The sequence below is a fragment of the Stutzerimonas sp. 21-1 genome, from assembly GCF_056336065.1.
In genome coordinates, this window is sequence record NZ_CM150500.1 from 2,775,893 (window position 1) to 2,801,086 (window position 25,194).

General features: G+C 67.7%; 17 protein-coding genes and 1 pseudogene. 10 read left to right on the plus strand and 8 right to left on the minus strand.

The window, feature by feature from the left end:
- Nucleotides 1–306: 306 nt before the first annotated feature.
- Nucleotides 307–1,758, minus strand: a complete 1,452-nt coding sequence (locus AC0ZJQ_RS13470; RefSeq protein ID WP_476476796.1) for a glyceraldehyde-3-phosphate dehydrogenase — start codon at nt 1,756–1,758, stop codon at nt 307–309.
- Between the two features lie 158 nt (nt 1,759–1,916).
- Between AC0ZJQ_RS13470 and mfd the strand changes: the two genes are divergently transcribed.
- The 8 genes from mfd to pdeM all read left to right on the plus strand — a co-directional run bounded on the left by mfd (nt 1,917) and on the right by pdeM (nt 15,930).
- Nucleotides 1,917–5,354, plus strand: coding sequence for a transcription-repair coupling factor (mfd, locus tag AC0ZJQ_RS13475; RefSeq protein ID WP_008570693.1), 3,438 nt, complete (start codon nt 1,917–1,919; stop codon nt 5,352–5,354).
- Nucleotides 5,355–5,363: 9 nt separating this feature from the next.
- Entirely contained in the window at nt 5,364–5,873 is a 510-nt protein-coding gene (locus tag AC0ZJQ_RS13480; RefSeq protein WP_008570694.1) for a CsiV family protein, read from the plus strand.
- A 3-nt stretch (nt 5,874–5,876) separates the two neighbouring features.
- Complete coding sequence (locus AC0ZJQ_RS13485; RefSeq protein WP_476476797.1) at nt 5,877–9,161, plus strand: DEAD/DEAH box helicase; 3,285 nt, start codon at nt 5,877–5,879, stop codon at nt 9,159–9,161.
- Nucleotides 9,162–9,269: 108 nt separating this feature from the next.
- Nucleotides 9,270–9,830, plus strand: coding sequence for a hypothetical protein (locus AC0ZJQ_RS13490; protein ID WP_237264145.1), 561 nt, complete (start codon nt 9,270–9,272; stop codon nt 9,828–9,830).
- 114 nt (nt 9,831–9,944) lie between these two features.
- The gene (locus AC0ZJQ_RS13495; RefSeq protein ID WP_476476798.1) at nt 9,945–10,961 is read left to right on the plus strand and encodes a ligase-associated DNA damage response exonuclease; all 1,017 of its coding nucleotides are present in this window, start codon (nt 9,945–9,947) and stop codon (nt 10,959–10,961) included.
- The gene (locus AC0ZJQ_RS13500) at nt 10,958–12,649 is read left to right on the plus strand and encodes an ATP-dependent DNA ligase (protein WP_237264140.1); all 1,692 of its coding nucleotides are present in this window, start codon (nt 10,958–10,960) and stop codon (nt 12,647–12,649) included. The genes AC0ZJQ_RS13495 and AC0ZJQ_RS13500 overlap by 4 nt, the downstream gene beginning before the upstream one ends.
- Nucleotides 12,650–12,695: 46 nt before the next feature.
- Nucleotides 12,696–15,254, plus strand: a complete 2,559-nt coding sequence (locus AC0ZJQ_RS13505; RefSeq protein ID WP_476476799.1) for a ligase-associated DNA damage response DEXH box helicase — start codon at nt 12,696–12,698, stop codon at nt 15,252–15,254.
- A 19-nt stretch (nt 15,255–15,273) separates the two neighbouring features.
- Nucleotides 15,274–15,930, plus strand: coding sequence for a ligase-associated DNA damage response endonuclease PdeM (gene pdeM / locus AC0ZJQ_RS13510; protein ID WP_476476800.1), 657 nt, complete (start codon nt 15,274–15,276; stop codon nt 15,928–15,930).
- Here pdeM and AC0ZJQ_RS13515 read toward each other — a convergent pair whose 3' ends face one another.
- The gene (locus AC0ZJQ_RS13515; protein WP_054095100.1) at nt 15,931–16,164 is read right to left on the minus strand and encodes a hypothetical protein; all 234 of its coding nucleotides are present in this window, start codon (nt 16,162–16,164) and stop codon (nt 15,931–15,933) included.
- 188 nt (nt 16,165–16,352) lie between these two features.
- Here AC0ZJQ_RS13515 and AC0ZJQ_RS13520 point away from each other — a divergent pair.
- A pseudogene (locus tag AC0ZJQ_RS13520) lies at nt 16,353–17,680 on the plus strand (erythromycin esterase family protein).
- Nucleotides 17,681–17,700: 20 nt separating this feature from the next.
- Here the strand turns inward: AC0ZJQ_RS13520 and AC0ZJQ_RS13525 are convergent.
- The 6 genes from AC0ZJQ_RS13525 to cysM all read right to left on the minus strand — a co-directional run bounded on the left by AC0ZJQ_RS13525 (nt 17,701) and on the right by cysM (nt 24,297).
- Nucleotides 17,701–17,862 carry a hypothetical protein gene (locus AC0ZJQ_RS13525; RefSeq protein ID WP_177313846.1) on the minus strand — a complete coding sequence of 54 codons (162 nt, stop codon included), beginning with the start codon at nt 17,860–17,862 and terminating at the stop codon, nt 17,701–17,703.
- A gap of 100 nt (nt 17,863–17,962) precedes the next feature.
- Nucleotides 17,963–18,502, minus strand: a complete 540-nt coding sequence (locus AC0ZJQ_RS13530) for a DUF2058 domain-containing protein (protein ID WP_237264134.1) — start codon at nt 18,500–18,502, stop codon at nt 17,963–17,965.
- A gap of 108 nt (nt 18,503–18,610) precedes the next feature.
- A complete protein-coding gene (gene mazG, locus AC0ZJQ_RS13535) occupies nt 18,611–19,441 on the minus strand; it encodes a nucleoside triphosphate pyrophosphohydrolase (protein WP_102828844.1) in 831 nt (276 codons plus the stop codon).
- Between the two features lie 183 nt (nt 19,442–19,624).
- Nucleotides 19,625–21,868: a GTP diphosphokinase gene (gene relA / locus AC0ZJQ_RS13540; RefSeq protein ID WP_314019445.1), complete on the minus strand. Its 2,244-nt coding sequence runs from the start codon at nt 21,866–21,868 to the stop codon at nt 19,625–19,627.
- Nucleotides 21,869–21,958: 90 nt separating this feature from the next.
- Nucleotides 21,959–23,323 carry a 23S rRNA (uracil(1939)-C(5))-methyltransferase RlmD gene (gene rlmD / locus AC0ZJQ_RS13545; protein ID WP_314019447.1) on the minus strand — a complete coding sequence of 455 codons (1,365 nt, stop codon included), beginning with the start codon at nt 23,321–23,323 and terminating at the stop codon, nt 21,959–21,961.
- Between the two features lie 71 nt (nt 23,324–23,394).
- A complete protein-coding gene (gene cysM / locus AC0ZJQ_RS13550; protein ID WP_237264130.1) occupies nt 23,395–24,297 on the minus strand; it encodes a cysteine synthase CysM in 903 nt (300 codons plus the stop codon).
- Nucleotides 24,298–24,502: 205 nt separating this feature from the next.
- Between cysM and AC0ZJQ_RS13555 the strand changes: the two genes are divergently transcribed.
- Nucleotides 24,503–25,129: a trimeric intracellular cation channel family protein gene (locus tag AC0ZJQ_RS13555; RefSeq protein ID WP_008570712.1), complete on the plus strand. Its 627-nt coding sequence runs from the start codon at nt 24,503–24,505 to the stop codon at nt 25,127–25,129.
- The last annotated feature ends 65 nt before the right edge of the window (nt 25,130–25,194 follow it).

A 25,194-nucleotide genomic window follows, 5' to 3' on the forward strand; every position in this document is an offset into this window, starting at 1 on the left:
AAGCTTTTTCAGCCAAGCGACTGATAGCAAAAAAACGCCACACCGCTCGCGCCGATAGCTCATCAGCGCGACGCCATGTCACGGCCCCAAGTGAAAAATCCGCCCGATTATAGGGGGGGGGCGCGCCGACTGACCACCCGGTACCGAGCGTTTTTATCTACACCTTCGCCGCATAGCGGCAGCGCGCTTGCGTAAAAAAACGTCAGTGCGCGCACCACAGCCCGGCGATGCTCGGTCGTTTTTCGTTACCCCAGAAACGCGAAACGGGAGCCACAGGCTCCCGTTTCGTTTCAGCTGGCGCTGCGCTTAGCGGGGAAAGGCAGGCGGGTTGACGCCGGCCATGTCTTCCATCACGCGAACCACCTGGCAGCTGTAGCCGAACTCGTTGTCGTACCAGACGTACAGCACGACACGGTTGTCATTGCAGATGGTGGCCTCGGCGTCCACCACGCCGGCATGACGCGAGCCGACGAAATCTGTTGATACAACTTCCTGCGAGTTGACGAAGTCGATCTGCTTCTGCAGATCCGAGTGCATGGCCATCTGGCGCAGGTACTCGTTGATCTCGTCGCGGCTGGTGGCCTTTTCCAGATTCAGGTTGAGAATGGCCATGGACACGTTCGGCGTCGGTACGCGGATCGCGTTGCCGGTCAGCTTGCCCTTCAGCACCGGCAGCGCCTTGGCGGCGGCGGTGGCAGCACCGGTCTCGGTAATCACCATGTTCAGCGCAGCGCTGCGACCACGACGACTGCCCTTGTGGAAGTTGTCGATCAGGTTCTGGTCGTTGGTGTACGAGTGAACGGTTTCGACGTGACCGTTGACGATGCCGTACTGATCATTCACGGCCTTGAGCACCGGCACGATAGCGTTGGTGGTGCAGGATGCGGCGGAAATGATCTTGTCGTCAGCGGTGATGTCGGCATGGTTGATGCCATGCACGATGTTCTTCAGCTCACCCTTGCCCGGTGCGGTCAGCACCACGCGGGCAACGCCCGGGCACTTGAGGTGCTGGCCGAGGCCTTCGGCGTCACGCCACTTGCCGGTGTTATCGACCAGCAACGCGTTCTCGATGCCGTACTGGGTGTAGTCCACCGAGGCCGGATCGTTGGAATAGATCACTTGGATCAGGTTGCCGTTGGCGGTGATGGTGTTATTGGCTTCGTCGATGGTGATGGTGCCATCGAACGGACCGTGCACCGAGTCGCGACGCAGCAGGCTGGCGCGCTTGACCAGATCGTTGTCGGCGCCCTTGCGCACGACGATGGCGCGCAGGCGCAGGCCGTCGCCGCCGCCGGTCTTCTCGATCAGGATACGGGCCAGCAGGCGGCCGATGCGGCCGAAACCATACAGCACCACGTCGGTGCCCTTGCGGCCAGTTGCGGTATGACGCTTGTCAGCCACTTCCGCCAGTTCCTGACGCACGAACTGCTCGAGAGTGCGGCCTTCGCCAGCCTGCTTGAACTTGGCGACCAGCTTGCCAAGGTCAACCGAAGCAGCGCCCAGGTTCATCTCGCTCATGGTCTTGAGGACCTGGAAGGTGTCATGCACCGACAGCTCGGCCTCGTCGGCGATCCGGTGACGCGCGAAGCGGTGCGCCTTGAGAATGGCGATCACCGAGCGATTGATCAGGCCGCGCCCGTAGATCGAAGTCACCACGTTGTTGTTGCGGTACAGCTGACCAATCAGCGGAATCATCGCTTCGGCGAGCGCTTCGCGGTCAATCCATTCACCAAGACACTGGTCGGGCTTCTGAGTCACGGGCAGTTCCTTCCAACATGTAGGGGCTGAGAAAAGGGGCTACATTATGACGGCGCACCCTAGCGCCGGCAATCTGCAGCGGACGAAACACTGACAGCCCCGCACCGCGATAGTTACAATCCCGGCGGCCTATTTTTCGATCGGAGCCACGCCCACTCGTGTCCGTCCTGCGCCTTGCGCCCCTGCCTGCCGCCAGCGGCAAGCAACACTGGGGCAACCTTCCCGGAGCCGCGCTGAGCCTGGCCATTGCCGAAGCCGCCAGCAACGCCAAACGCTTCACCCTCCTGCTTACCGCCGACAGCCAGAGCGCCGAGCGCCTGCAGGAAGAGCTCGCCTTCTTCGCGCCCGAGCTGTCCGTGCTGCATTTCCCCGATTGGGAAACGCTGCCCTATGACCTGTTCTCGCCGCACCAGGACATCATTTCCCAGCGCATCGCCACGCTCTACCAACTGCCGGAGCTGAGCCACGGCGTGCTGGTAGTGCCGATCACCACTGCCCTACACCGGCTGGCGCCCAAGCGTTTCCTGCTGGGTTCGAGCCTGGTGCTGGATGTGGGCCAGAAGCTCGACGTGGAGCAGATGCGTCTGCGCCTGGAAGCCGCGGGCTACCGCTGTGTGGATACCGTCTACGAACACGGCGAGTTCGCCGTGCGCGGCGCGCTGATCGACATTTTCCCGATGGGCAGCGCCCTGCCCTACCGCATCGACCTGTTCGATGACGAGATCGAGACGCTGCGTACCTTCGACCCGGAGAACCAGCGTTCGATCGACAAGGTCGAGTCGATCCGCCTGCTGCCGGCGCGCGAGTTCCCGCTGAAGAAGGAAGCGGTCACCGGCTTTCGCGCACGCTTTCGCGAACGCTTCGACGTCGACTTCCGCCGCTGCCCGATCTATCAGGATCTTTCTACCGGCATCACCCCGGCAGGCATCGAGTACTACCTGCCGCTGTTCTACGAAGAAACTGCCACCCTCTTCGACTATCTGCCCGAGGACAGCCAGGTGTTCTCGCTGCCCGGGATCGAACAGGCCGCCGAACAGTTCTGGACTGATGTGCGCAATCGCTACGAGGAGCGCCGCGTCGATCCGCAGCGTCCGTTGCTACCGCCCGCCGAACTGTTCGTGCCGGTGGAAGACTGCTTTGCCCGCCTCAAGCAATGGCCGCGCGTGGTGGCCAGCCAGGAAGACGTCGAACCCGGCATAGGTCGCGAGCGCTATCCGGCGCAGGCGTTGCCGGACCTGGCGATCGAGGCCAAGGCCGGCGAGCCATTGGGCAAGCTGCGCCACTTTCTCGAAAGCTATCCGGGCCGCGTGTTGTTCACCGCCGAATCCGCCGGCCGCCGCGAGGTGCTGCTGGAACTGCTCGCCCGACTGAAACTGCGCCCGCAGGAAGTCGAAGGCTGGTCCGGTTTCCTCGACAGCGGCGAGCGCCTGGCGATCACCATCGCCCCGCTCGACGAAGGCTTGCTGCTCGACGAGCTTGCGCTGATTGCCGAAAGCCCGCTGTTCGGCCAGCGCGTGATGCAGCGCCGGCGCCGCGAAAAGGGCCGCGACGCCGGCGACAACGTGATCAAGAACCTCACCGAGCTGCGCGAAGGTTCGCCGGTGGTGCACATCGACCATGGCGTCGGCCGCTACCAGGGGCTGGTCACGCTGGAGATCGAAGGCCAGGCGCAGGAATTTCTCCTGCTGCAGTACGCCGACGAAGCCAAGCTCTATGTGCCGGTCGCCAGCCTGCACCTGATCGCCCGCTACACCGGCAGCGACGACGCTCTGGCGCCGCTGCACCGCCTCGGTTCGGAAACCTGGCAGAAGGCCAAGCGCAAGGCCGCCGAACAGGTGCGCGACGTCGCCGCCGAACTGCTCGACATCTACGCCCGCCGCGCCGCCCGTCAGGGCTATGCCTTCAAGGACCCGCAGGTCGACTACGAAACCTTCGCCGCCGGCTTCCCCTTCGAGGAAACGCCGGACCAGCAGGCCGCCATCGACGCGGTACGCGAGGACCTGCTCTCGGCCAAGCCGATGGATCGCCTGGTCTGCGGCGACGTCGGCTTCGGCAAGACCGAAGTCGCCATGCGCGCCGCCTTCATCGCCGTGCACGGCGGCAAGCAGGTCGCGGTGCTGGTGCCGACTACCCTGCTCGCCCAGCAACACTACAACAGCTTCCGCGACCGCTTCGCCGACTGGCCGGTGCGCGTCGAGGTGATGAGCCGCTTCAAGTCGGCCAAGGAAGTGCAGAGCGCCATCGCCGAACTGGCCGAAGGCAAGATCGACATCCTCATCGGCACCCACAAGCTGCTGCAGGATGACGTCAAGTTCAGCAACCTGGGCCTGGTCATCATCGACGAGGAGCACCGCTTCGGCGTGCGCCAGAAGGAGCAGCTCAAGGCGCTGCGCAGCGAGGTGGACATCCTCACCCTGACCGCCACACCGATTCCGCGCACGCTGAACATGTCCATCGCCGGCATGCGCGACCTGTCGATCATCGCCACGCCGCCGGCGCGCCGGCTGTCGGTGCGCACCTTCGTCATGGAAGCCAACAACCCGACCATCAAGGAAGCCCTGCTGCGCGAGCTGCTGCGCGGTGGCCAGGTCTACTACCTGCACAACGACGTGAAAACCATCGAGAAGTGCGCCGCCGACCTCGCCGAGCTGGTGCCGGAGGCGCGCATCGCCATCGGCCACGGACAGATGCGCGAGCGCGATCTCGAACAGGTGATGAGCGACTTCTACCACAAGCGCTTCAACGTGCTGGTGGCCTCGACCATCATCGAGACCGGCATCGACGTGCCGAGCGCCAACACCATCATCATCGAGCGCGCCGACAAGTTCGGCCTGGCGCAGCTGCACCAGCTGCGCGGCCGCGTCGGACGCAGCCACCACCAGGCCTACGCCTACCTGCTGACGCCGCCGCGCAAGCAGATGACCGACGACGCGCAGAAGCGCCTGGAGGCCATTGCCAACGCCCAGGATCTGGGCGCCGGCTTCGTGCTGGCGACCCACGATCTGGAGATTCGCGGCGCTGGCGAACTGCTCGGCGAAGGCCAGAGCGGGCAGATCCAGGCGGTCGGCTTCACCCTCTACATGGAAATGCTCGAGCGCGCGGTCAAGGCGATCCGCAAGGGCGAGCAGCCGAACCTCGAGCAACCGCTGGGCGGCGGCCCGGAGATCAACCTGCGCCTGCCGGCGCTGATCCCCGACGACTACCTGCCGGACGTGCACGCGCGGCTGATCCTCTACAAGCGCATCGCCAACGCCGCCGACGAGGACGGCCTGAAGGAGCTGCAGGTCGAGATGATCGACCGCTTCGGCCTGCTGCCCGAGCCGACCAAGAACCTGGTGCGCCTGACGCTGCTCAAGCTGCAGGCGGAGAAGCTCGGTATCGTCAAGATCGACGCCGGTCCGCAGGGCGGACGCATCGAATTCTCCGCCGATACCTCGGTCGATCCGCTGGTGCTGATCAAGCTGATCCAGAGCCAGCCCAACCGCTACAAGTTCGAAGGCGCGACGATGTTCAAGTTCCAGGTACCGATGGAACGCCCGGAAGAGCGCTTCAACACCCTCGAAGCGCTGCTCGAACGGCTCGCGCCCAGCGCATAAGGATTCCGGATGTCGCCGCTACGTCGCCTGTTGCTGTTGCTCGTGCTGTGCGCACCGCCCGCGTGCGCCGATGCGCTGTATCGCATCGAGCTGATCCTGTTCCGCCATGCCGAGCCGCTGGAGGCCAGTCGTCGCGCGCCCTATGACTGGGCGCGCAATGCCCGCCTGCTCGCAAACAGCGACGCGCAGCCGGCGGACTTCGAGGCGCTGGCGGCGCGACTGGACAGCGGCGACGGCTATCGCGTGCTGCTGCGCCAGACCTGGCGGCAGCGCCTCGACGAGCGGGTCGCCGTGGTCGAGGGCGCGCGGCATCTGGAGCATTTTCCCGTGCAGGGCGTGATCGCCCTGCGCCTCCGCCAAGGTCTGGAAGTCGATGCGCGGTTCTGGGTCAATCGCTTCGGCGAATATGGCCGCCTGCTCGCCAGTGAGCAGCTGCAGCAGCGCGTGCAGTTGCGCCCCGGCGAGCTGCGCTATATCGACCACGGCAGCCTCGGTGCGCTGATCCGGGCAAGTTACTGACCCATGGCCAGGGATTTTCTCACCCGGCTGCCACCGACCTGGGCGCTGGGCTTCTCGGACAACGCGCTGGCGCGCGGCAAGCAGTACGCCGAGGAGGATCGCGTCACCCTGCTGCGCGAGGACGACGGGCTGATCGAGGCCAGTTGTCGCGGCACCGGCGGCAAGCGCTACCGGCAGTCGCTGCTGCTCGACAAGCGCGGCGGGCTCAGCTGCGTCTGCAGCTGCCCGGTGGGGCTGGCCTGCAAGCATGCCGCGGCCGTCATCCATCACCTGCAGCGGTTGGCTGAGCACGCGCCACCTGGCGCCGACGCAGCGCCGGATGGCGAGCTGCCCGACGCCCTGCGGCACTGGCTGGCGCAGCTGCCACGCGCGCTCGGCGAAGACACCGGCCAGGACGCGCCCGCGCACTGCCTGCACTACCGGTTGCTGCCGGACCTCTACGTGGAAGTGAACAAGGTGCGCCTGCGACAGGACGGATCGGTCGCCGCGCGCGAGCCGTACCCGGCAGTGCGCGAGGCCACGTTCCGCCAGCCGCGCTTCATGCAGCCGCTCGACCTGCATATCGCCGCCCTGCTGGCGCTCGCACCGATCGCCAGCAACCGCTTCGCCCTGACCGGAGAGAATGGTGCCGAGGCCCTGCGTCTGCTGCTGGAAAGCGGTCGCGCGTTCCTCGACTGGAATGCGCCGGCATTGCAGCCGGGCCATCGTCGCCCGGCCCGCTTTGCCTGGCAGCAGTACGAAGGTGCCCTGCGTCCGGTGCTGGAGGTCGAGGGCGGCGCCGAGCCGCTGACCGCCGTGGACCCGCTGTACTACCGCGACGACGCGGCCAACGAGGTCGGTCTGCTCGAGCACGGCCTGTCGGCACCCCTGGCGCGCCACCTGCTCGAAGCGCCCGCGGTGTCGCCGAACCAGGCCGGGCTGTTCAGCCTCTCGCTCAGCGAGATCGCCCCGCAGCTACCGGTGCCGACTCGGGCCGAAGAGCAGCGCATCGACGACTTGCAGCCCATCGCCCGCCTGATGCTCGGCAGCCATCAGGCCATGAACTGGCAGCCAGCCAGCGGGCGGATGGTCAACGAGCAGCAGCACCGCGCCGGCCTGAGCTTCGTCTACGGCAGCCTCGCCACGCACGGCAAGCTCAAGGGCGAGCAGCGTCTGCGCCAGCCCGAGGGCGAGCGTGTGCTCAGCATCGCCCGCCAGCCGGCGGCCGAGCAGGCGCTGCGCCAGCAACTGCAGCAGCTGGGTTTTCGCCCGGCACTGCGCCAGAGCCCGGCGCTGCCGAAGGATTCGGCGGAAATGTTCGAGCTGCCCAGCGAGAGCGCCTGGCAGCACTTCGCCGAAACCCAACTGCCGCTGCTGCGCCAGCAGGGTTGGCAGATCGTCATGCAGCCCGGTTTCGCCTACGACCTGGCGCCCGTCGAGCAGTGGTACGCCGAGCTGGACGAATCCCCGGAGCACAGCTGGTTCGACCTGCAGCTGGGCATCCTCGTCGAAGGCGAGCGCATCAGCCTGCTGCCGGTGCTGCTCAGCGTCATCCGCCGCAATCCCGCCCTGCTCTCGCCGCAGAACCTGGCCCAGCGCGCCGACGACGAAACGCTCCGGGTCGCGCTGGGTCGGCGCAGCGCGCTGGACGACCGGCCGTTGCAGGTGCTGCTGCCATTCGGCCGGTTGAAACCGATTCTCGCCACGCTGGGCGAGCTGTACCTGCGCGACCAGCCGACCGGCGACAGCCTGCGCCTGTCACGCCTCGATGCGGCCCGCCTCGGCCAGCTCGACGCGCTGCCGTTCGCCTGGAGCGGCGGCGAGCAGCTGCTCGACTTCGCCCGGCGCCTGCGCGATTACAGCCAGCAGCCCGTCGCCGCGCCGTCGGGCCTGCGCGCCACGCTGCGCCCCTACCAGCTCGATGGCCTGAGCTGGATGCAGGCACTACGCGCGCTGGATGTCGGCGGCATCCTCGGCGACGACATGGGCCTGGGCAAGACGCTGCAGACCCTCGCCCACCTGCTGCTGGAAAAGCAGGCCGGCCGTCTCGACCGCCCGAGCCTGGTGGTCATGCCCACCAGCCTGATTCCCAACTGGCAGGACGAAGCGGCGCGCTTCACCCCGCAGCTGCGCGTGCTCACCCTGCACGGCAGTGATCGCCAGCGGCACTTTGCGCAGCTCGGCGAGTACGACCTGCTGCTGACCACCTACGCCCTGCTGCCGCGCGACATCGAACAGCTCGTCGCACAGCCGCTGCACCTGCTGGTGCTGGACGAGGCGCAGAACATCAAGAATGCCAGCAGCAAGGCCGCGCAGGCCGCCGGCCGGCTGGTCGCCCGACAGCGCCTGTGCCTGACCGGCACGCCGCTGGAAAACCACCTCGGCGAGCTGTGGTCGCTGTTCCACTTCCTCATGCCCGGCTGGCTTGGCGATGCGCGCAGCTTTACCCGCAGCTACCGCACGCCGATCGAGAAACATGGCGACCAAGACCGCCTGCAGCATCTGGTCGCGCGCATCCGCCCGTTCCTGCTGCGTCGGCGCAAGGAAGACGTGGCCCGCGAGTTGCCGCCGAAGACCGAGATCGTCCACTGGGTCGACCTCAGCCCGGCGCAGCGCGACCTCTACGAGACGGTCCGCCTGGCGATGGACCGCAAGGTGCGCGAGGAGATCGACCGCAAAGGCCTGGCGCGCAGCCAGATAGTCATCCTCGAAGCGCTGCTCAAGCTGCGCCAGGTCTGCTGCGACCTGCGCCTGGTCAAGGCCGACAGCGCCCGGGTGGCGCGCAGCGGCCATTCCGCCAAGCTCGACAGCCTGATGCAGATGCTCGACGAGCTGCTGGCCGAAGGCCGGCGGGTACTGCTGTTCTCGCAGTTCACCTCGATGCTCGCGCTGATCGAGGACGAACTGCGCCAGCGCGACATGCCCTACGTGATCATCACCGGCGACACCCGTGACCGGCGCACGCCGGTGCGGCAGTTCCAGAACGGCGAGGTGCCGCTGTTCCTGATCAGCCTCAAGGCTGGCGGCACCGGCCTGAACCTCACCGCCGCCGACACCGTCATCCACTACGACCCGTGGTGGAACCCGGCCGCGGAAAACCAGGCCACAGACCGCGCCTACCGCATCGGTCAGGACAAGCCGGTGTTCGTCTACAAGCTGATCACCCGTGGCAGCGTCGAAGAGAAGATCCAGCAGCTGCAGGCGCGCAAGGCGGAGCTTGCCAGCGGCGTGCTGGACAGCGGCGCAACGGACGACTGGCGCCTGCAGCAGAGCGATATCGATGCGCTGCTGGCGCCGCTGCCGGGCTGAACACCCACACTCGCCAATGGGACGTGCTCACTGGATGGCGGCGGGCTTTTCGTCCAAGCTTGCCCGGCTATCCACGCGCTCGCCCTCGCATCGCACAAGGACCTTCCGATGAGCCTCTACGAGATCGCCTTTTCCGGCCAGCTGCTTCCCGGCGCACGCCTCGAACAGGTCGAAGCCAACCTGACCCGGCTGTTCCAGGCCGATGCCCAGCGCATCGCTCTGCTGTTTTCCGGACGCCGCATCGTCATCAAGCAGAACCTGGATTTCGACGCCGTGGAGAAGTACCGCCTGGCGATGGAACGCGCCGGCGCGCAGGTCGAAGTCAAACCGATGCCGGTGGATGTCGAGGAAATCGAACTGGCACCGCCGCCGGCCAACGCCGCATCCGCCGCGCCGGCGCCGGTGGCCGATGCCCCAAGTCGCGCGCCCGGCCCGCTCAAGGTGGTGCCGCGCGATGAGTACATGGCCGCGTTCACCGACGTCGAGGCGCCCGACTTCGGTATCGCCCCGGTCGGCGTCGACCTGCAGGACGCCCAGCCGGAACCGATGCCACCGCGCGTGGACCTGTCACAGTTCAGCCTGGCGCCGGTTGGCAGCGACATGAGCGAGCGCCGCCGCGCCAGCGATGTGCCGCCACCGGACACCTCGCACCTGAAGCTGCTGGACTGACCGACCGGGGCGGACCGGACGCCGCCCTGCTCCGCCGAAACCCTTCGCCTGGCAAGCGAACTCGCGACGCCGCACCGGGTTCCAACACTGCAAGCCCTCCAGCCAGACGTCGTCATGGACCTTGTCGTTGCCCGTCCCGAAGGCCTGTACTGCCCGCCCGGCGATTTTTATATCGATCCGTGGCGCCCGGTCGAACGCGCCGTCATCACCCACGCGCATGGCGACCACGCTCGCTGGGGCATGGGCCACTACCTGGCCAGTCACGACAGCGCAGGCATCCTGCGCTCGCGCATCGGCGCCGACATGCCGCTGCAGACCCTCGCCTACAGCGAATCGATCGAGCACCACGGCGTCCGGCTGAGTCTGCATCCAGCCGGTCACGTGCTCGGTTCGGCGCAGATCCGCCTGGAGTATCGCGGCGAGGTCTGGGTCGCCTCCGGCGACTACAAGGTCGAACCCGACGCCACCTGCGCCGCCTTCGGGCCGGTGCGCTGCCACACCTTCATCAGCGAATCGACCTTCGGCCTGCCGATCTACCGCTGGCCGGCACAGGCGCAGGTGTTCAGCGAGATCAACGACTGGTGGCGCGCCAATGCCGCCTTTGGCCGCACCTCGGTGCTGTTCTGCTACGCCTTCGGCAAGGCCCAGCGCATCCTGCACGGGCTGGACGCCGGTATCGGCCCGATCGTCGTGCACGGCGCGGTCGAGCCGCTCAACCGGGTCTACCGCCAGGCCGGTGTCGCGCTGCCGGAAACGCTCTACGCCGGTGACCTGGACAAAGGCGATCCGCGCCTGAAGCAAGCCATCGTCATCGCCCCGCCATCGGCCGGCGGCAGCACCTGGATGCGCCGTTTTGGCGACTACGCCGACGCCTTCGCCAGCGGCTGGATGACGCTGCGCGGCACCCGCCGGCGGCGCGGCGTGGATCGCGGCTTCGTGCTGTCCGACCACGCCGACTGGCCGGGCCTGCTCTGGGCCATCGAGCAGAGCGGCGCGGAGCGGGTGATGGTCACCCACGGCTCGGTCGCTACGCTGGTGCGCTACCTGCGCGAGGAACGCGGCCTGGACGCCCAGGCCTTCGATACCGAGTACGGCGAAGAGGACGACGCCACGCTGCCGGAGGCCGAATGAAAGCCTTCGCCGATCTCTACACCCGCCTCGACGCCACCACCTCGAGCAATGCCAAACTGGCGGCGATGCGCGACTACTTTCGCGAAGCGCCGGCCGAGGACGCGGCGTGGGCGGTGTATTTCCTCGCCGGCGGCCGTCCGCGGCAGCTGGTGCCGACGCGCCTGCTGCGCGAGACGGCGATGCGCACCGCCGGGCTGCCGGAATGGCTGTTCGAGGAAAGCTATCAGGCGGTCGGCGACCTGGCCGAAACCATCTCGCTGCTGTTGCCCGAGACCGAGCACCGCAGCGATGCCGGCCTGGCGCAATGGATGCGGGAGCGTCTGCTGCCGCTGCGCGGACTGCCGCCGGAGGAACTGGCCGCGCGGCTGCCGATGCTCTGGGCGCAGCTGGACCGGCGCAGCCTGCTGGTCTGCATCAAGCTGATCACCGGCGCCTTTCGCGTCGGCGTGTCGAAACTGCTGGTCACCCGCGCGCTGGCGTCGCTCGCCGACCTCGACCCCAAACGGGTGGCGCAGCGGCTGGTGGGCTACACCGACCTGTCGCACCACCCCAGCGCCGCGCGCTACCGCGCGCTGATTGCGGCCGAGTCCGACGACGAGCACGCGCAGCGCGGCGGGCAACCCTACCCGTTCTTCCTTGCTCACCCGCTGCAGGTGGATGTCGCGCGCTTCGACGAACTGCTCGGGCCGCCGGAGCACTGGCACATCGAGTGGAAGTGGGACGGCATCCGCGCCCAGCTGGTCAAGCGCGACGGGCTGATCTGGATCTGGTCGCGCGGCGAAGAACTGGTCAGCGAGCGCTTCCCGGAACTCTGCGCGCTGGCCGGCTGCCTGCCGGACGGCACGGTGCTCGATGGCGAGATCGTCGTCTGGAAATCGGACGACGCCCCGGCTCACGCGCCACTCGATGCGGCACCCGAGCCGACCACGTTCGGCGTGCAGCCGTTCGCCCTGCTGCAACAGCGCATCGGCCGCAAGAACCTCACCGCCAAGGTGCTCGACGCCGCGCCGGTGGTCGTGCTGGCCTACGACCTGCTCGAATGGCAAGGCATGGACTGGCGCCAGCGACCGCACGCCGAGCGCCGCCAGCAACTCGAAACGCTGCTCGAACAGTGCCGTCATCCCGCACTGCTGGCCTCACCGCGGGTACGCGGCGCGGACTGGCCGACCATCGCCCGCCAACGCGAGCGCTCCCGCGCGCTCGGCGTCGAGGGCATGATGCTCAAGGCCCGCGCCGGGCAATACGGCGTCGGCCGCACGCGGGATGTCGGCTTGTGGTGGAAGTGGAAGATCGACCCCTATGCGGTCGACGCCGTGCTGATCTACGCCCAACGCGGCCACGGCCGGCGCGCCAGTCTCTACACCGACTTCACCTTCGCCGTCTGGGATGGCGAGCCGGGCGACCCCAAGCGCAAGCTGGTGCCCTTCGCCAAGGCCTACTCCGGGCTGACCGACGAAGAGATGCGCCAGGTCGACGCCATCGTGCGGCTGACCACGGTGGAAAAATTCGGCCCGGTACGCTCGGTGACGCCGACGCTGGTGTTCGAGCTGGGCTTCGAGGGCATCGCCTCCAGCAGCCGGCACAAGAGCGGCCTCGCCGTGCGCTTCCCGCGCATGCTGCGCTGGCGCCACGACAAACCGGTGGACGAGGCCGATACCCTGGCGACGCTGCAGGCCCTGCTGCCATGAGCGTGCCGACACCCGATCACAGGCGCGGGCCGCACGAGGCGCACGCATGAGTCTGGCCGAGCGCTGGTTCACCGCGCGCGGCTGGCAGCCCTTCGCCTTCCAGCGCGAGGTCTGGCAGGCGGTGCGCGACGGCGACTCCGGGCTGCTGCACGCGACCACCGGTTCGGGCAAGACCTACGCGGTGTGGCTGGCCGCGCTGGAGCGCTTCGCTCAGCAGACGCCCCGCTCAGCCCAGCCGGCTCCACTCAGCCTGCTGTGGATCACTCCCATGCGCGCGTTGGCGGCCGATACCGCCCGCGCGCTGCAAGCGCCGCTCGACGAACTCGGCATCGCCTGGAGCATCGGCCTGCGCACCGGCGACACCGGCAGCGCCGAACGCGCGCGCCAGGGCCGACGGCTGCCGAGCGCGCTGGTCACCACGCCGGAAAGTCTGACCCTGCTGCTGACCCGCGCCGATGCCCGCCAGGCCTTTGCCGGGCTGCAGATGGTGGTCGTCGACGAATGGCACGAGCTGCTCGGCAACAAGCGCGGCGTGCAGCTGCAACTGGCGCTGGCACGCCTGCGCCGATGGCATCCGCGGCTGATCGTCTGGGGCCTGTCGGCGACGCTGGGCAATCTGCCCGAGGCGCTGCAGGTCCTGCTGCATCCTGGCAGCGGCAGGCTGGTCCAGGGACGCGTCGACAAGCCGTTGCTGGTCGACAGCCTGTTGCCCGAGAGCATCGAGCGCTTCCCCTGGGCTGGGCATCTGGGCCTGCGCATGCTCGCGCAGGTGGTCGGAGAGATCGAGGCGGCGTCCACCACCCTGGTGTTCACCAACACCCGCTCGCAGGCCGAGCGCTGGTATCAGGCGCTGCTCGACGCCCGCCCGGACTGGGCCGGGCTGATCGCCCTGCACCACGGCTCGCTGGCGCGCGAGGTGCGCGACTGGGTCGAACAGGGTCTCAAGCAGGGCGCGCTGAAAGCCGTGGTGTGCACCTCCAGCCTGGACCTGGGCGTTGACTTCCTGCCGGTCGAACGGGTGTTGCAGATCGGCTCGCCGAAAGGCGTGGCGCGCCTGCTGCAGCGCGCCGGGCGCTCCGGTCACGCGCCCGGTCGCACGTCGCGGGTGACGCTGGTGCCGACCCACAGCCTGGAAGTGCTCGAAGCCGCCGCCGCGCGGCAGGCGATTGCCGAACGCCGTATCGAGGCCCGCAGCGCGCCGCAGCGACCGCTCGACGTGCTGGTGCAGCATCTGGTCAGCATGGCGCTGGCCGGCGGCTTCCGGCCCGAGGAGCTGTTCGCTGAAGTCCGCCAGACCTGGTCCTACCGCGAGCTGGACGAGGCGCACTGGCACTGGGCGCTGGCCTTCGTGCGGCATGGCGGCCATTCGCTGACCGCCTACCCCGATTACCAGCGCGTCGAGCCGGATGATTCGGGCCTGTGGAAGGTGCCGAGCCGGCGCGTTGCACTGCGCCATCGGATGAGCATCGGCACCATCGTCAGCGACGCCAGCCTGACTGTGAAGTTCTGGGCCAGAGGCGGCAGCGGCCGCTCGCTGGGCAACATCGAGGAAGGCTTCATCGCCCGCCTGCGCCCCGGCGACTGCTTCCTCTTCGCCGGGCGCCTGCTGGAATTGGTGCGGGTGGAGAACATGACCGTCTATGTCAGCCGCGCCACCGGCAGAAAGGCCGCCGTGCCACGCTGGAACGGCGGGCGCATGCCGCTTTCCAGCGAGCTGGCCGACGCGGTGGTCGAGCAGCTGGATGCCGCCGCACGCGGCGTGTTCGATGGCGCCGAGATGCGCTTGCTGCAGCCGCTGTTACAGGTGCAGACGGCCTGGTCGGCGCTGCCACGCAGCGAAACGCTGCTGGCCGAAGTGCTGCACTCGCGCGAGGGCTGGCACCTGTTCCTCTACCCGTTCGCCGGGCGCCACGTGCATCTGGGGCTGGCCAGCCTGCTCGCCTGGCGCATGGCCCGCCACCAGCCGCTGACCTTTTCCATCGCGGTGAATGACTACGGGCTGGAACTGCTCTCGGCCAGCGAACCGCACTGGCCGAGCCGGTTGACGCCGCAGCTGTTCGACAGCCGCGACCTGCTGCACGACGTGCTCGCCAGCCTCAATGCCGGCGAGCTGGCACGGCGGCGCTTTCGCGAGATCGCGCGGATCGCCGGGCTGGTGTTTTCCGGCTATCCCGGCGCGCAGAAGAGCGCCCGCCAGCTGCAGGCCTCCAGTGGCCTGTTCTTCGACGTGTTCCGCCAGTACGACCCGGACAATCTGCTGCTCGGCCAGGCCGAGGAGGAAGTGCTGCGCCAGGAGCTGGACGTCGAGCGGCTGGAGCAGACGCTGCGCCGCCTGCAGGCGCGCCGTCTGGACCTGCGCCAACTGCAGCGGCCGACGCCGCTGGCCTTCCCGCTGCTGGTGGAGCGTTTCCGCGAAAGCATGAGTTCGGAGAAGCTCGCCGACCGCATCCGCCGCATGGTCACCGAGCTGGACCAGGCTGCCGGCCCCGGCGGCTACCAGGCCGATGCGGCGGTCATGCCGGTCGTGGAGCGCGAAATGTCACGGCCGCGCACGCCACGCGCGCGCAAGGACGGCACGCCCAACCGGAGTCGGCGCGCGCCATGATCCGTGAGGCGCAGCGCCGATGAGCGCCTGCCTGCCCATCGAACTGGCCGGCAGCACGCTCTGGCTGCTGGCGGAAAAAGCCATCTACTGGCCGGCGCGGCAGGCGCTGCTGATCGCCGATGTGCATTTCGGCAAGGCCGCCGCCTACCGCCGGCTCGGCCAGCCGGTGCCACGCGGCACCACCGCCACCAACCTGCAGACGCTCGACAGGCTGCTGGCGCACTACGCCTGCCGCCAGCTGATCTTCCTCGGCGACTTCCTCCATGCGCCCGAATCGCACGCGCCCGCCACTCTCGCCCGACTGGCCGAATGGCGCGCGCGCCACGCGCAGCTGGGCATGACGCTGATCCGCGGCAACCACGACCGTCGCGCCGGCGATCCGCCGCCCGAGCTGTGCATCGAGGTGGTGGGCGAACCGCTGCTGCTCGGGCCGTTCGCGCTGCAGCACGAGCCGACGCCGCATCCCACCCATCACGTGCTCGCCGGCCACCTGCATCCGGCATTCGTCCTGCGCGGCCGCGGTCGCCAGCGGGTGCGCCTGCCGTGCTTCTGCCTCGGTGAACGGGTCAGCCTGCTGCCGGCCTTCGGCAGTTTCACCGGTGCGACCGAGATCGGCGCCGAAGCGGGCCGGCGCCTGTTTCTGGTCGGGGATGGGGAAGTCTGGCCGCTGGCCTGATCAGGCCTCGGAAATACCCGTGACGGTTATGCCGTAACGCTCGGCGAGCCGCGTGGCCGGCGTGCTTTCCATGTCCGGGTCATGCTCGTGCTCGATATCCTCGCCGGCAAATTCCTGCTCGGCCTTGCGCGTCACCAGCTCGACGGCCTCGTCGATGTCCGGTTGGTGCGCGGAGTCGACCTTCAGTGTCGATGTGTTGCCATCTTTGTTGTAGGCAATGATCCAGGTTGTCATTTGGCAGCCCCTCGTTCTAGTTCAAAGCCGGGCCGGCAGCAGACGCCACCAATCCCAGTGTATGCCTTAGAGGCGAAAGCCGCCGGGCAAGTTCGCTCCAGACATGGAGGCCGCTCCGACCGGGTGCCCTGGCACGGGCGCTCACGCGGGCTAGTCTGTCGGTGAGCATCCCCCCGCAGGAGCCACCCATGCGCGCCTCCCTTACCCGCGCCGCCGACTACGACGAAGAGCAGCTGGTCGAGCTGCTGCGCCGGCACGCGCAACCGTTGCCGGACCTCGACGACCCCGCCTTCGCCGACGCCTTCGAGCGTTTCGCCGATGCCCGTGTGGTGCTGATCGGCGAAGCCAGCCACGGCACCTCCGAGTTCTACCGCGCGCGGGCGGCCATCACCCGCCGGCTGATCGAGCGCCACGGTTTCTCCGTCGTCGCCGTCGAAGCCGACTGGCCGGATGCCGCCTGGATCGATCGCCACGTGCGCCAGCAGCAGCCGGCCGCCTGGGTGGAGGACGCCTTCAAGCGCTTTCCCACCTGGATGTGGCGCAATCGCGAGGTGGCGGCGTTCACCCGCTGGCTGCGCCAGCACAACGACGGCCTGCCGGCCGAGCAGCGCGTGGAGTTTCGCGGCCTGGACGTGTACAGCCTGGGCACCTCGATTGCCGAGGTGTTGCGCTATCTCGACCAGGTCGACCCGCCCGCCGCCGGCGCGGCACCGGCTGCCTGAGTCCGTGGCACGACGAACCGGCCGCCTACGGCCATCAGGTGCTGCTGGGTGAACCGTCCTGCGAGGACGCGGTGGTCGAGCAGCTGCGTACGTTGCTGGAACGCCGCCTGCAGTACACCGCAAGCGACGGCGAACGTTTCTTCGATGCAGCGCGCAATGCCCATGTCGTGCTCGCCGCCGAGCAGTACTACCGCGCCATGTACCGCCGCTCCAGCGAATCCTGGAACCTGCGCGACCGGCACATGTTCGACACCCTGCGCGCGCTGCTGGAGCATCGCGGGGCGCAGGCCCGTGCGGTGGTCTGGGCGCACAACTCGCACATCGGCAACGCGGCGGCGACGTCGATGGGTTGGGACGGCGAGTTCAACATCGGCGAGCTGTGTCGCACCGCGTTCGGCCGCGATGCGGTGCTGATCGGCATGGCGACCGATCGCGGCAGCGTGGCCGCCGCAGACAACTGGGATGAGCCGATGCAGATCAAACAGGTGCTACCGTCGCGGCCGGACAGTTGGGAACAGCTGTTTCTCCGTGCCGGGCACGGTGCTTCGCTCACCGAGTGGCGTAGCGAAGCACACGACGAACTGCGCCAGGCGTTGGCCCAGCCGCGCCTGGAGCGCGCCATCGGGGTGATCTACCGGCCGCGGACCGAGCGGCAGAGCCACTATTTCCGCGCGGTGCTCGCCGAGCAGTTCGATGCGCTGGTCTGGTTCGAGCAGACCCGCGCGGTGACGCCGATCGGTCCGCGCCGTTTCGACGACGCGGCGGTGCCGGATACCTATCCGTTCGGCGAGTAAAAAACGCGCGCCCGGCGCGCTCAGGCGACCGGTGCGGGTGGCGGCTGATCGGGAATGGTCGGTTCGCCCGGCTCGCCCGGTTGCACCGGCACCCCAGGCTCCTCGGGATCGCCCGGCACACCGCCGGCCCGCCAGTATTGCGCCTCACCGTTGCCCATGGTCCGAATCGTTGCGCCAGTCATGCCGCTGCCCTCCACAACGCGGGCACCCGGAATTGGGTGCACCCGGACTGTAGAGGCCGGGCGCAGCGGTTCTATCCCGCCACCGGTCGGAACCGTGGACTTACCACATCAGGTCGTCGGGAATCTGGTAGGCCGCGTAGGGATCGTCGGCGTCCGGCGCTTCGGTCTGCACGTTGAGCTGCACGATCCGCCGCGGGTCGCGCTCCTGGATTTTCAACGCGGCCTCGCGCGGAATCACTTCGTAGCCGCCGCCGTGGCGGACGATCGCCAGCGAGCCGCTGGCCAGCTTCTCGCGCATCAGCTTGTTGACCGACAGGCGCTTGACCTTCTTGTCGTCGACGAAGTTGTAGTAGTCCTCGGTGGTCAGCTTCGGCAGGCGGCTGGTCTCGATCAGCTGCTTGACCTGCGCGATACGGGCCTTCTGCTCGGCCTTCTCCTGCTGCTGGCGGTTGAGTTCCTGATCGCGGGCGAGCTTCTCGGCCTGCGCCTGCAGGGCCGCCTGGCGCTGGGAATCGTCCTTCTCGATCTGGCCCTTCTTCTCCAGGCGCTGCTGCTTCTGCTTCTGCTTGACGGCCTGCTTGGCCTGCTTTTCGTTGACCAGCCCGGCTTTGAGCAGCTGGTCGCGAAGGGAAAGACTCATGTTTCGGCTCGTCTGTGGTCATTCAATGGGGCGGGCGGGTCGCTCGAGGGCGATCCGCCGCGCGGAATTGTGATGGATGTGAACGCGAATCCACCGTGCGCACCGTCATCAGCCGCAGACAGGCGACTGCTCGGCCCGCTTGGCTGCATCCCAGAGCGCATCCAGCTCTTCGAGGGTGCAATTCTCGATGGGTCGCCCCGCCTGCCGCAAGGCCTGCTCGATGAAGCGGAAACGCCGCTCAAACTTGCCGTTGGCACCACGCAGGGCATTTTCCGGGTCCACCTTGAGGTGGCGCGCCAGGTTGACGACGACGAACAACAGATCGCCCAGCTCCTCGGCGATGGCGTCGGCGTCGTTCTCGCTCATCGCCACCAGCACTTCGTCGAGTTCTTCGCGCACCTTGTCGACCACCGGCAGCGCTTCCGGCCAGTCGAAACCGACCTGCGCGGCGCGCTTCTGCAGCTTGGCCGCGCGGCTCAGCGCCGGCAATGCGGCGGGCACGTCGTCGAGCAGCGACAGCTGTTCGGGCGCGGCGGCTTTCTCGGCGCGCTCCTCGGCCTTGATCTCCTCCCAGCGCTGCTTGATCGCGGCTTCATCGAGGCGCGGCAGCTCGGGCGAACCGTACAGATCGCCGTCGGGAAACACATGCGGATGGCGGCGCACCAGCTTGCGGGTGATCGCATCGACCACCGTGGCGAACTCGAAGCGCCCTTCTTCCTTGGCCAGCTGGCTGTAGTAGACGACCTGGAACAGCAGATCGCCCAGCTCGCCGGGCAGATGGTCGAAATCGCCACTCTCGATGGCATCGGCCACTTCGTAGGCCTCTTCCAGCGTATGCGGCACGATGCTGGCGTAGTTCTGCTGCAGGTCCCAGGGGCAGCCGTGCTGCGGGTCGCGCAGGCGGGCCATGAGGTGCAGCAGGTCGGGGAGTTGGTACATGGGATTCCTCAGCGAAACGAGGGCTGGTGAGGGACGCTGATGGCATCACGGTGAATGTAAAAAACGACATCCACCCTACGGTTCGGTCGCGGGCCAAACGCCCAAAACCGTATTGCATCGTAGGGTGGATGACGCTTCACCCATCCACCGTGACGCGGCCGGCGGCGCCGCCGGCCTTGCGTCTTACGTGGCCCGCTGGCGCTTGGCCTCGATGATGTTGGGTAGCTGAGAGATGCGGCTGAGCAAGCGACCCAAGGCATTCAGCCCCGGAATCTCGATGGTCAACGTCATCTGCGCGGTGCTGTCTTCCTTGTTCGAGCGGGTGTTCATCGACAGCACGTTGATGCGCTCGTTGAGCAGCATCTGCGAGATGTCGCGCAGCAGCCCGGAACGGTCGTAGGCGCGGATGAAGATTTCCACCGGATAGGTCTTCTCCGGCACCGGGCCCCAGCTGACCTGGATGATCCGCTCCGGCTCGCGGCCGGCCAGTTGCAGCACCGACGGGCAGTCCTGGCGGTGGATGCTGACGCCACGGCCCTGGGTGATGTAGCCGACGATGGGATCGCCCGGCAGCGGCTGGCAGCAACCGGCCATCTGCGTCAGCAGGTTGCCCACGCCCTGGATCTGCACATCGCCGCGCTTGCCCGGCTTGTACGGCGTCGAGCGGCGCGGAATCAGCTCCAGCTGGTCGTAGCCGCGCTCCGGTTCGACCAGCTGCTGCGCCAGGTTGACCAGATGGGCCAGGCGCAGGTCGCCGGCGCCGAGCGCGGCGAACATGTCTTCGGCGGTCTTGAGATTGGCCTTCTCCGCGACCTTGTCGAAATCCACCGGCGGCAGGTCGAGGCGGTTCAGTTCGCGCTCCAGCAGCGTCTTGCCGGCGGCGACGTTCTGGTCGCGCGCCTGCAACTTGAACCAGTGGACGATCTTCGCCCGCGAGCGCGAGGTGGTGATGTAGCCCAGGTTGGGGTTCAGCCAGTCACGGCTCGGCGACCCCTGCTTGCTGGTGATGATCTCCACCTGCTCGCCGGTCTGCAGGCTGTAGTTGAGCGGCACGATGCGCCCGTTGACCTTGGCGCCGCGGCAGTTGTGGCCAATCTCGGTGTGCACCCGGTAGGCGAAGTCCAGCGGCGTGGCGCCCTTGGGCAGGTCGATGGCGTGGCCATCCGGGGTGAACACGTAGACGCGGTCCGGCTCGATGTCGACCCGCAGCTGATCAGCCAGCCCGCCGATGTCGCCCAGCTCTTCATGCCATTCGAGCACCTGGCGCAGCCAGGCGATCTTCTCCTCGTAATGATCGGAGCCGGAATTGACGTCGGTGCCCTTGTAGCGCCAGTGCGCGCAAACGCCCAGCTCGGCCTCCTCGTGCATGGCCTGGGTGCGGATCTGCACCTCCAGCACCTTGCCTTCCGGGCCGATCACCGCGGTGTGCAGCGAGCGGTAGCCGTTCTCCTTGGGGTTGGCGATGTAGTCGTCGAACTCCTTGGGAATGTGCCGCCACAGCGTGTGCACGATGCCGAGCGCGGTGTAGCAGTCGCGCACCTCCGGCACCAGTACGCGCACGGCGCGCACATCGTAGATCTGGCTGAACTGCAGGCCTTTCTTCTGCATCTTCCGCCAGATCGAGTAGATGTGCTTGGCGCGACCGTCGATCTCCGGCTGGATGCCGGCAGCGGTCAGTTCGTCCTTGAGCTGCTGCACCACGTTGGCGATGTACTGTTCACGATCGAGCCGGCGCTCATGCAGCAGCTGGGCGATCTGTTTGTACTGCTCCGGCTCCAGATAGCGGAACGACAGATCTTCCAGCTCCCACTTGATATGGCCAATGCCGAGGCGATGCGCCAGCGGCGCGTAGATGTCGAACACCTCGCGCGCCACGCGCTGGCGCTTGTCCTCGCTTGCGTTCTTCACCGCGCGGATGGCGCAGGTACGCTCGGCCAGCTTGATCAGCGCCACGCGCACGTCGTCGACCATGGCCACCAGCATCTTGCGCAGGTTCTCCACCTGCGCCTGCGAACCCAGCACCAGCGACTCACGCGGGTTGAGGCTGGCGCTGATCGCCGCCATGCGCAGCACGCCCTCGATCAGCTTGGCGACCACCGGGCCGAAGCGCTGGTGCACCTCGGCCAGCTGAATCTTGCCTTCGCGCACGCCACGGTAGATCACCGCGGCCACCAGGCTGTCCTGGTCGAGCTTGAGATCGGCGAGAATTTCGGCGATCTCCAGGCCGGTCTGGTAGCTGGAGGTGCCTTCGCTCCACAGATTCTGCGCGGCGTTGGCTTGCTGCTCGGCCTCGCGAGCGAACTCGCAGGCCTCCTTGAGTGCCGCGCGATCCAGCGCCGGGTCCATGCCCAGCACGTGGTCGAGCCAGCCATCGAGGTTGATGCTGCCGTCGGTGTTGACCGGCTGAAGCGCTCTGACCTGTACCATCTAAACCTTCCCTCTGCGCAGTGACTGCGCCGCACGCCGGCATTCTGCGTGCCGGTCGGTTGAATCGCAGGCCGGTTGCCTGCCAAGAAATCACCGGGCGGCGCGGTCCGTCATTTCGAACAGCGCCATCGCCTCGACATGTGCCGTCTGCGGGAACATGTCGATCACACCGGCCCGGGACAGCCGGTAGCCCTGACGGGCCAGCTCGGCCGCGTCGCGGGCGAGCGTTGCAGGATTGCATGAAACATAGACGAGGCGGCGCGCACCGAACTCCGACATTTGTCGAACAACCTCCAACGCGCCGTCGCGCGGGGGGTCCAGCAGCACCGCGTCGAAACCGCTGCGCGCCCAGGGTGCATCGGCCAGCGGCTTCGACAGGTCTGCACGATAAAAGTGCAAGCCGTCCAGGCCGTTGCGCAACGAATTGCCGCGTGCCCGCTCGACCATCGCCTCGACGCCCTCTACGCCGGTTACCTGCGCGCCGCTGCGCGCCAGCGCCAGGGCGAAATTGCCTAGCCCGCAGAACAGGTCCAGCACCCGCTCGCCGGGAGCCGGCGCCAGCCAGTCCAGCGCCTGAGCGATCATCGCCTCGTTGACCGCGGCATTGACCTGGACGAAATCGCCCGGTCGCCACTCCAGCTCCAGCTTCCATGGCTCCAGGCGATAACCCAGCGGTGCCGCTTCGAGCGGCGCCGGCTCACCCTCACCTTGCAGCCACAGCTGCGCACCCTGCTGGTGCGCGAATGCCTGCAGCTGCGCCAGGTCGTCCACCGCCAGCGCGGCCGTGTGGCGCACCAGCACGGCCTCGGCGGTACCGCTGAACAGCTCGATGTGGCCGATGGCCTGGGGTCGGGTCAATTTGTGCAACACCGCCAACAGATGCGGCAACAGCGTCTGCAAAGGCTGTACCAGCACGGGGCATTGTTCGATCGGGACGATCTGCTGGCTGGCCGCGGCGCGAAAGCCCACCGCCAGTCGCGCGGCCTTGGCATCCCAGCGCACGGCAAGTCGGGCGCGGCGCCGATAGCCGAACTCCGGGCCGCTCAGCGGTGCGACCCAGGTCTGCGGCTCGAGGCCGGCGACGCGCGCCAGCTGCTCACCGAGGGTGCGCTGCTTGAGTTCCAGCTGATCGGCCGCCGCCGCATGCTGCAAGGTGCAGCCGCCGCACAGGCGTGCATGCGGGCAGGGTTCGTGGCGGCGCTGCGGGCTGGCCTCGAGGACCCGCTCACAGCGCGACTCGACGATTTGCGCGCGCGCACCGAGCACGCGCGCCTCGACCCGCTCGCCCGGCAGTGCACCGCTGACGAACCAGGTACGACCGTCAACGAAGGCGATACCGCGCCCATCGTGCGCCAGCCGCTCGATGACCAGCGTCTGCTTCTTGCCGACCGGCACTTGCGGCTTGCGCTCGCCACCGCTGGGCTGAAAGCGCAAGGCGCCGCTACGTTTGGCCATGGGCTGGAACCTGCTTCAAGGGAACGGCAAGGCGCCACGCTGCCGCCGGATGGCAGCAGGCGGCGATGAGTTCAATTGGGAGCGTCATACACGCCGGTGGACAGGTAACGATCGCCACGGTCGCAGACGATGGCCACGATCACCGCGTTCTCGACCTCGCGCGACAGGCGCAGCGCCGCCGCTACCGCACCGCCCGAGGACACGCCGCAGAAGATGCCTTCTTCGCGGGCCAGGCGGCGCATCACCGTCTCGGCCTCGTCCTGCGACATGTCGACGACGCGGTCGACGCGCTCGGCCTGGAAGATCCTCGGCAGGTATTCCTGCGGCCAGCGACGGATGCCGGGAATCGCCGCGCCTTCCATCGGCTGCAGGCCGACGATCTGTACCGCCGGGTTCTGCTCCTTGAGGTAGCGCGACACGCCCATGATGGTGCCGGTGGTGCCCATCGAGCTGACGAAGTGGGTGATGCTGCCGTGGGTCTGTCGCCAGATTTCCGGGCCTGTGCTGCCGTAGTGCGCCTCGGGGTTGTCGTCGTTGGCGAACTGGTCGAGCACCTTGCCGCGGCCCTCGGCCTGCATCTGCAGCGCCAGGTCGCGTGCGCCTTCCATGCCCTGCTCACGGGTCACCAGGATCAGTTCGGCACCGTAGGCGGTCATCGCCGACTTGCGCTCGGCGCTGGAGTTGTCCGGCATGATCAGAATCATCCGGTAACCCTTGATCGCCGCCGCCATCGCCAGGGCGATACCGGTGTTGCCCGACGTAGCCTCGATCAGCGTGTCGCCGGGCTGGATATCGCCGCGCAGCTCGGCACGGTTGATCATCGACAATGCGGGGCGGTCCTTGACCGAGCCGGCCGGGTTGTTGCCTTCGAGCTTGACCAGAATCGTGTTGCTGGTGTTGCCGGGCAGGCGTTGCAGGCGAACCAGCGGCGTGTTGCCGATGCAGTCGGCAATGGTCGGGTAGTGGATTGTCATGACGTCATGAACCACACGGCGGGAAAAAAGGCGCACATGATACCGGCAACCGCCGGTCACGGGCAGACTCCGAGCGCCGTCGCGCCGGCCGCTTCGTCGCCTGTCCGGTAACCGCCCCGAATGGCGCGGAACCCGCGCGTGCTCCATAATCGCGCCCCTTTGGCGCTGCCCGTCGTCTGGTGCAGCGGGCACCTGGAGGTCTGTCGTGGAACTGCTGCATACCATCTACCTGATCGCGATCACCGCCGAAGCCATGTCCGGGGCCATCATGGGCATGCGACGCGGCATGGACCTGTTCGGCATCTGCCTGCTCGGCACGGTGACCGCCCTGGGTGGCGGCACCGCCCGCGACATCCTGCTCGGCCATTACCCGATCGGCTGGATCGCGCACCCGGAATACCTGTCCTTCACCATCGGCGCGGCGATCGTCACCGGCTTCATCGCACGCTACCTGCATCGCCTGCGCCAGGTCTTCCTGCTGGTGGACGGCCTGGGCCTGGTGGCGTTCACGGTGATCGGCTGCGACGTGGCGATGGGCATGGGCGCGCATCCGTCGATCGTGGTCTTTGCCGGCGTCATCACCGGCATCTTCGGGGGCCTGATGCGCGACGTGCTGTGCAACGAGGTGCCGATGGTGCTGCAGCGCGAGCTGTACGCCACCGTCGCGCTGTTCACCGGCGTGCTCTACGTCGGCCTGCTGTGGCTGGAAATGAACACCGCGCTCGCCACGCTGATCGCGCTGGGCAGCGGTTTCCTGTTCCGCGTGCTGGCGATGACCTTCCGCTGGCGCCTGCCGGACTTCAACGGCAAGGAGATTCGCGGCCTCGATTGAGCCGCCGCGCCGGCGCTCGCCGGCTTGACCTGCGTACAGATTCGTCCCCGGCAAATCGCTACACT

Excerpts from the sequence above, each read along its gene's own strand:
- AC0ZJQ_RS13480 (WP_008570694.1), top strand. The coding sequence starts at position 5,364 with ATGTCGCCGCTACGTCGCCTGTTGCTGTTGCTCGTGCTGTGCGCACCG.
- AC0ZJQ_RS13485 (WP_476476797.1), top strand. The coding sequence starts at position 5,877 with ATGGCCAGGGATTTTCTCACCCGGCTGCCACCGACCTGGGCGCTGGGC.
- AC0ZJQ_RS13490 (WP_237264145.1), top strand. The coding sequence starts at position 9,270 with ATGAGCCTCTACGAGATCGCCTTTTCCGGCCAGCTGCTTCCCGGCGCA.
- AC0ZJQ_RS13495 (WP_476476798.1), top strand. The coding sequence starts at position 9,945 with ATGGACCTTGTCGTTGCCCGTCCCGAAGGCCTGTACTGCCCGCCCGGC.
- AC0ZJQ_RS13500 (WP_237264140.1), top strand. The coding sequence starts at position 10,958 with ATGAAAGCCTTCGCCGATCTCTACACCCGCCTCGACGCCACCACCTCG.
- AC0ZJQ_RS13505 (WP_476476799.1), top strand. The coding sequence starts at position 12,696 with ATGAGTCTGGCCGAGCGCTGGTTCACCGCGCGCGGCTGGCAGCCCTTC.
- pdeM (WP_476476800.1), top strand. The coding sequence starts at position 15,274 with ATGAGCGCCTGCCTGCCCATCGAACTGGCCGGCAGCACGCTCTGGCTG.
- AC0ZJQ_RS13515 (WP_054095100.1), bottom strand. The coding sequence starts at position 16,164 with ATGACAACCTGGATCATTGCCTACAACAAAGATGGCAACACATCGACA.
- AC0ZJQ_RS13525 (WP_177313846.1), bottom strand. The coding sequence starts at position 17,862 with ATGACTGGCGCAACGATTCGGACCATGGGCAACGGTGAGGCGCAATAC.
- AC0ZJQ_RS13530 (WP_237264134.1), bottom strand. The coding sequence starts at position 18,502 with ATGAGTCTTTCCCTTCGCGACCAGCTGCTCAAAGCCGGGCTGGTCAAC.
- mazG (WP_102828844.1), bottom strand. The coding sequence starts at position 19,441 with ATGTACCAACTCCCCGACCTGCTGCACCTCATGGCCCGCCTGCGCGAC.
- relA (WP_314019445.1), bottom strand. The coding sequence starts at position 21,868 with ATGGTACAGGTCAGAGCGCTTCAGCCGGTCAACACCGACGGCAGCATC.
- rlmD (WP_314019447.1), bottom strand. The coding sequence starts at position 23,323 with ATGGCCAAACGTAGCGGCGCCTTGCGCTTTCAGCCCAGCGGTGGCGAG.
- cysM (WP_237264130.1), bottom strand. The coding sequence starts at position 24,297 with ATGACAATCCACTACCCGACCATTGCCGACTGCATCGGCAACACGCCG.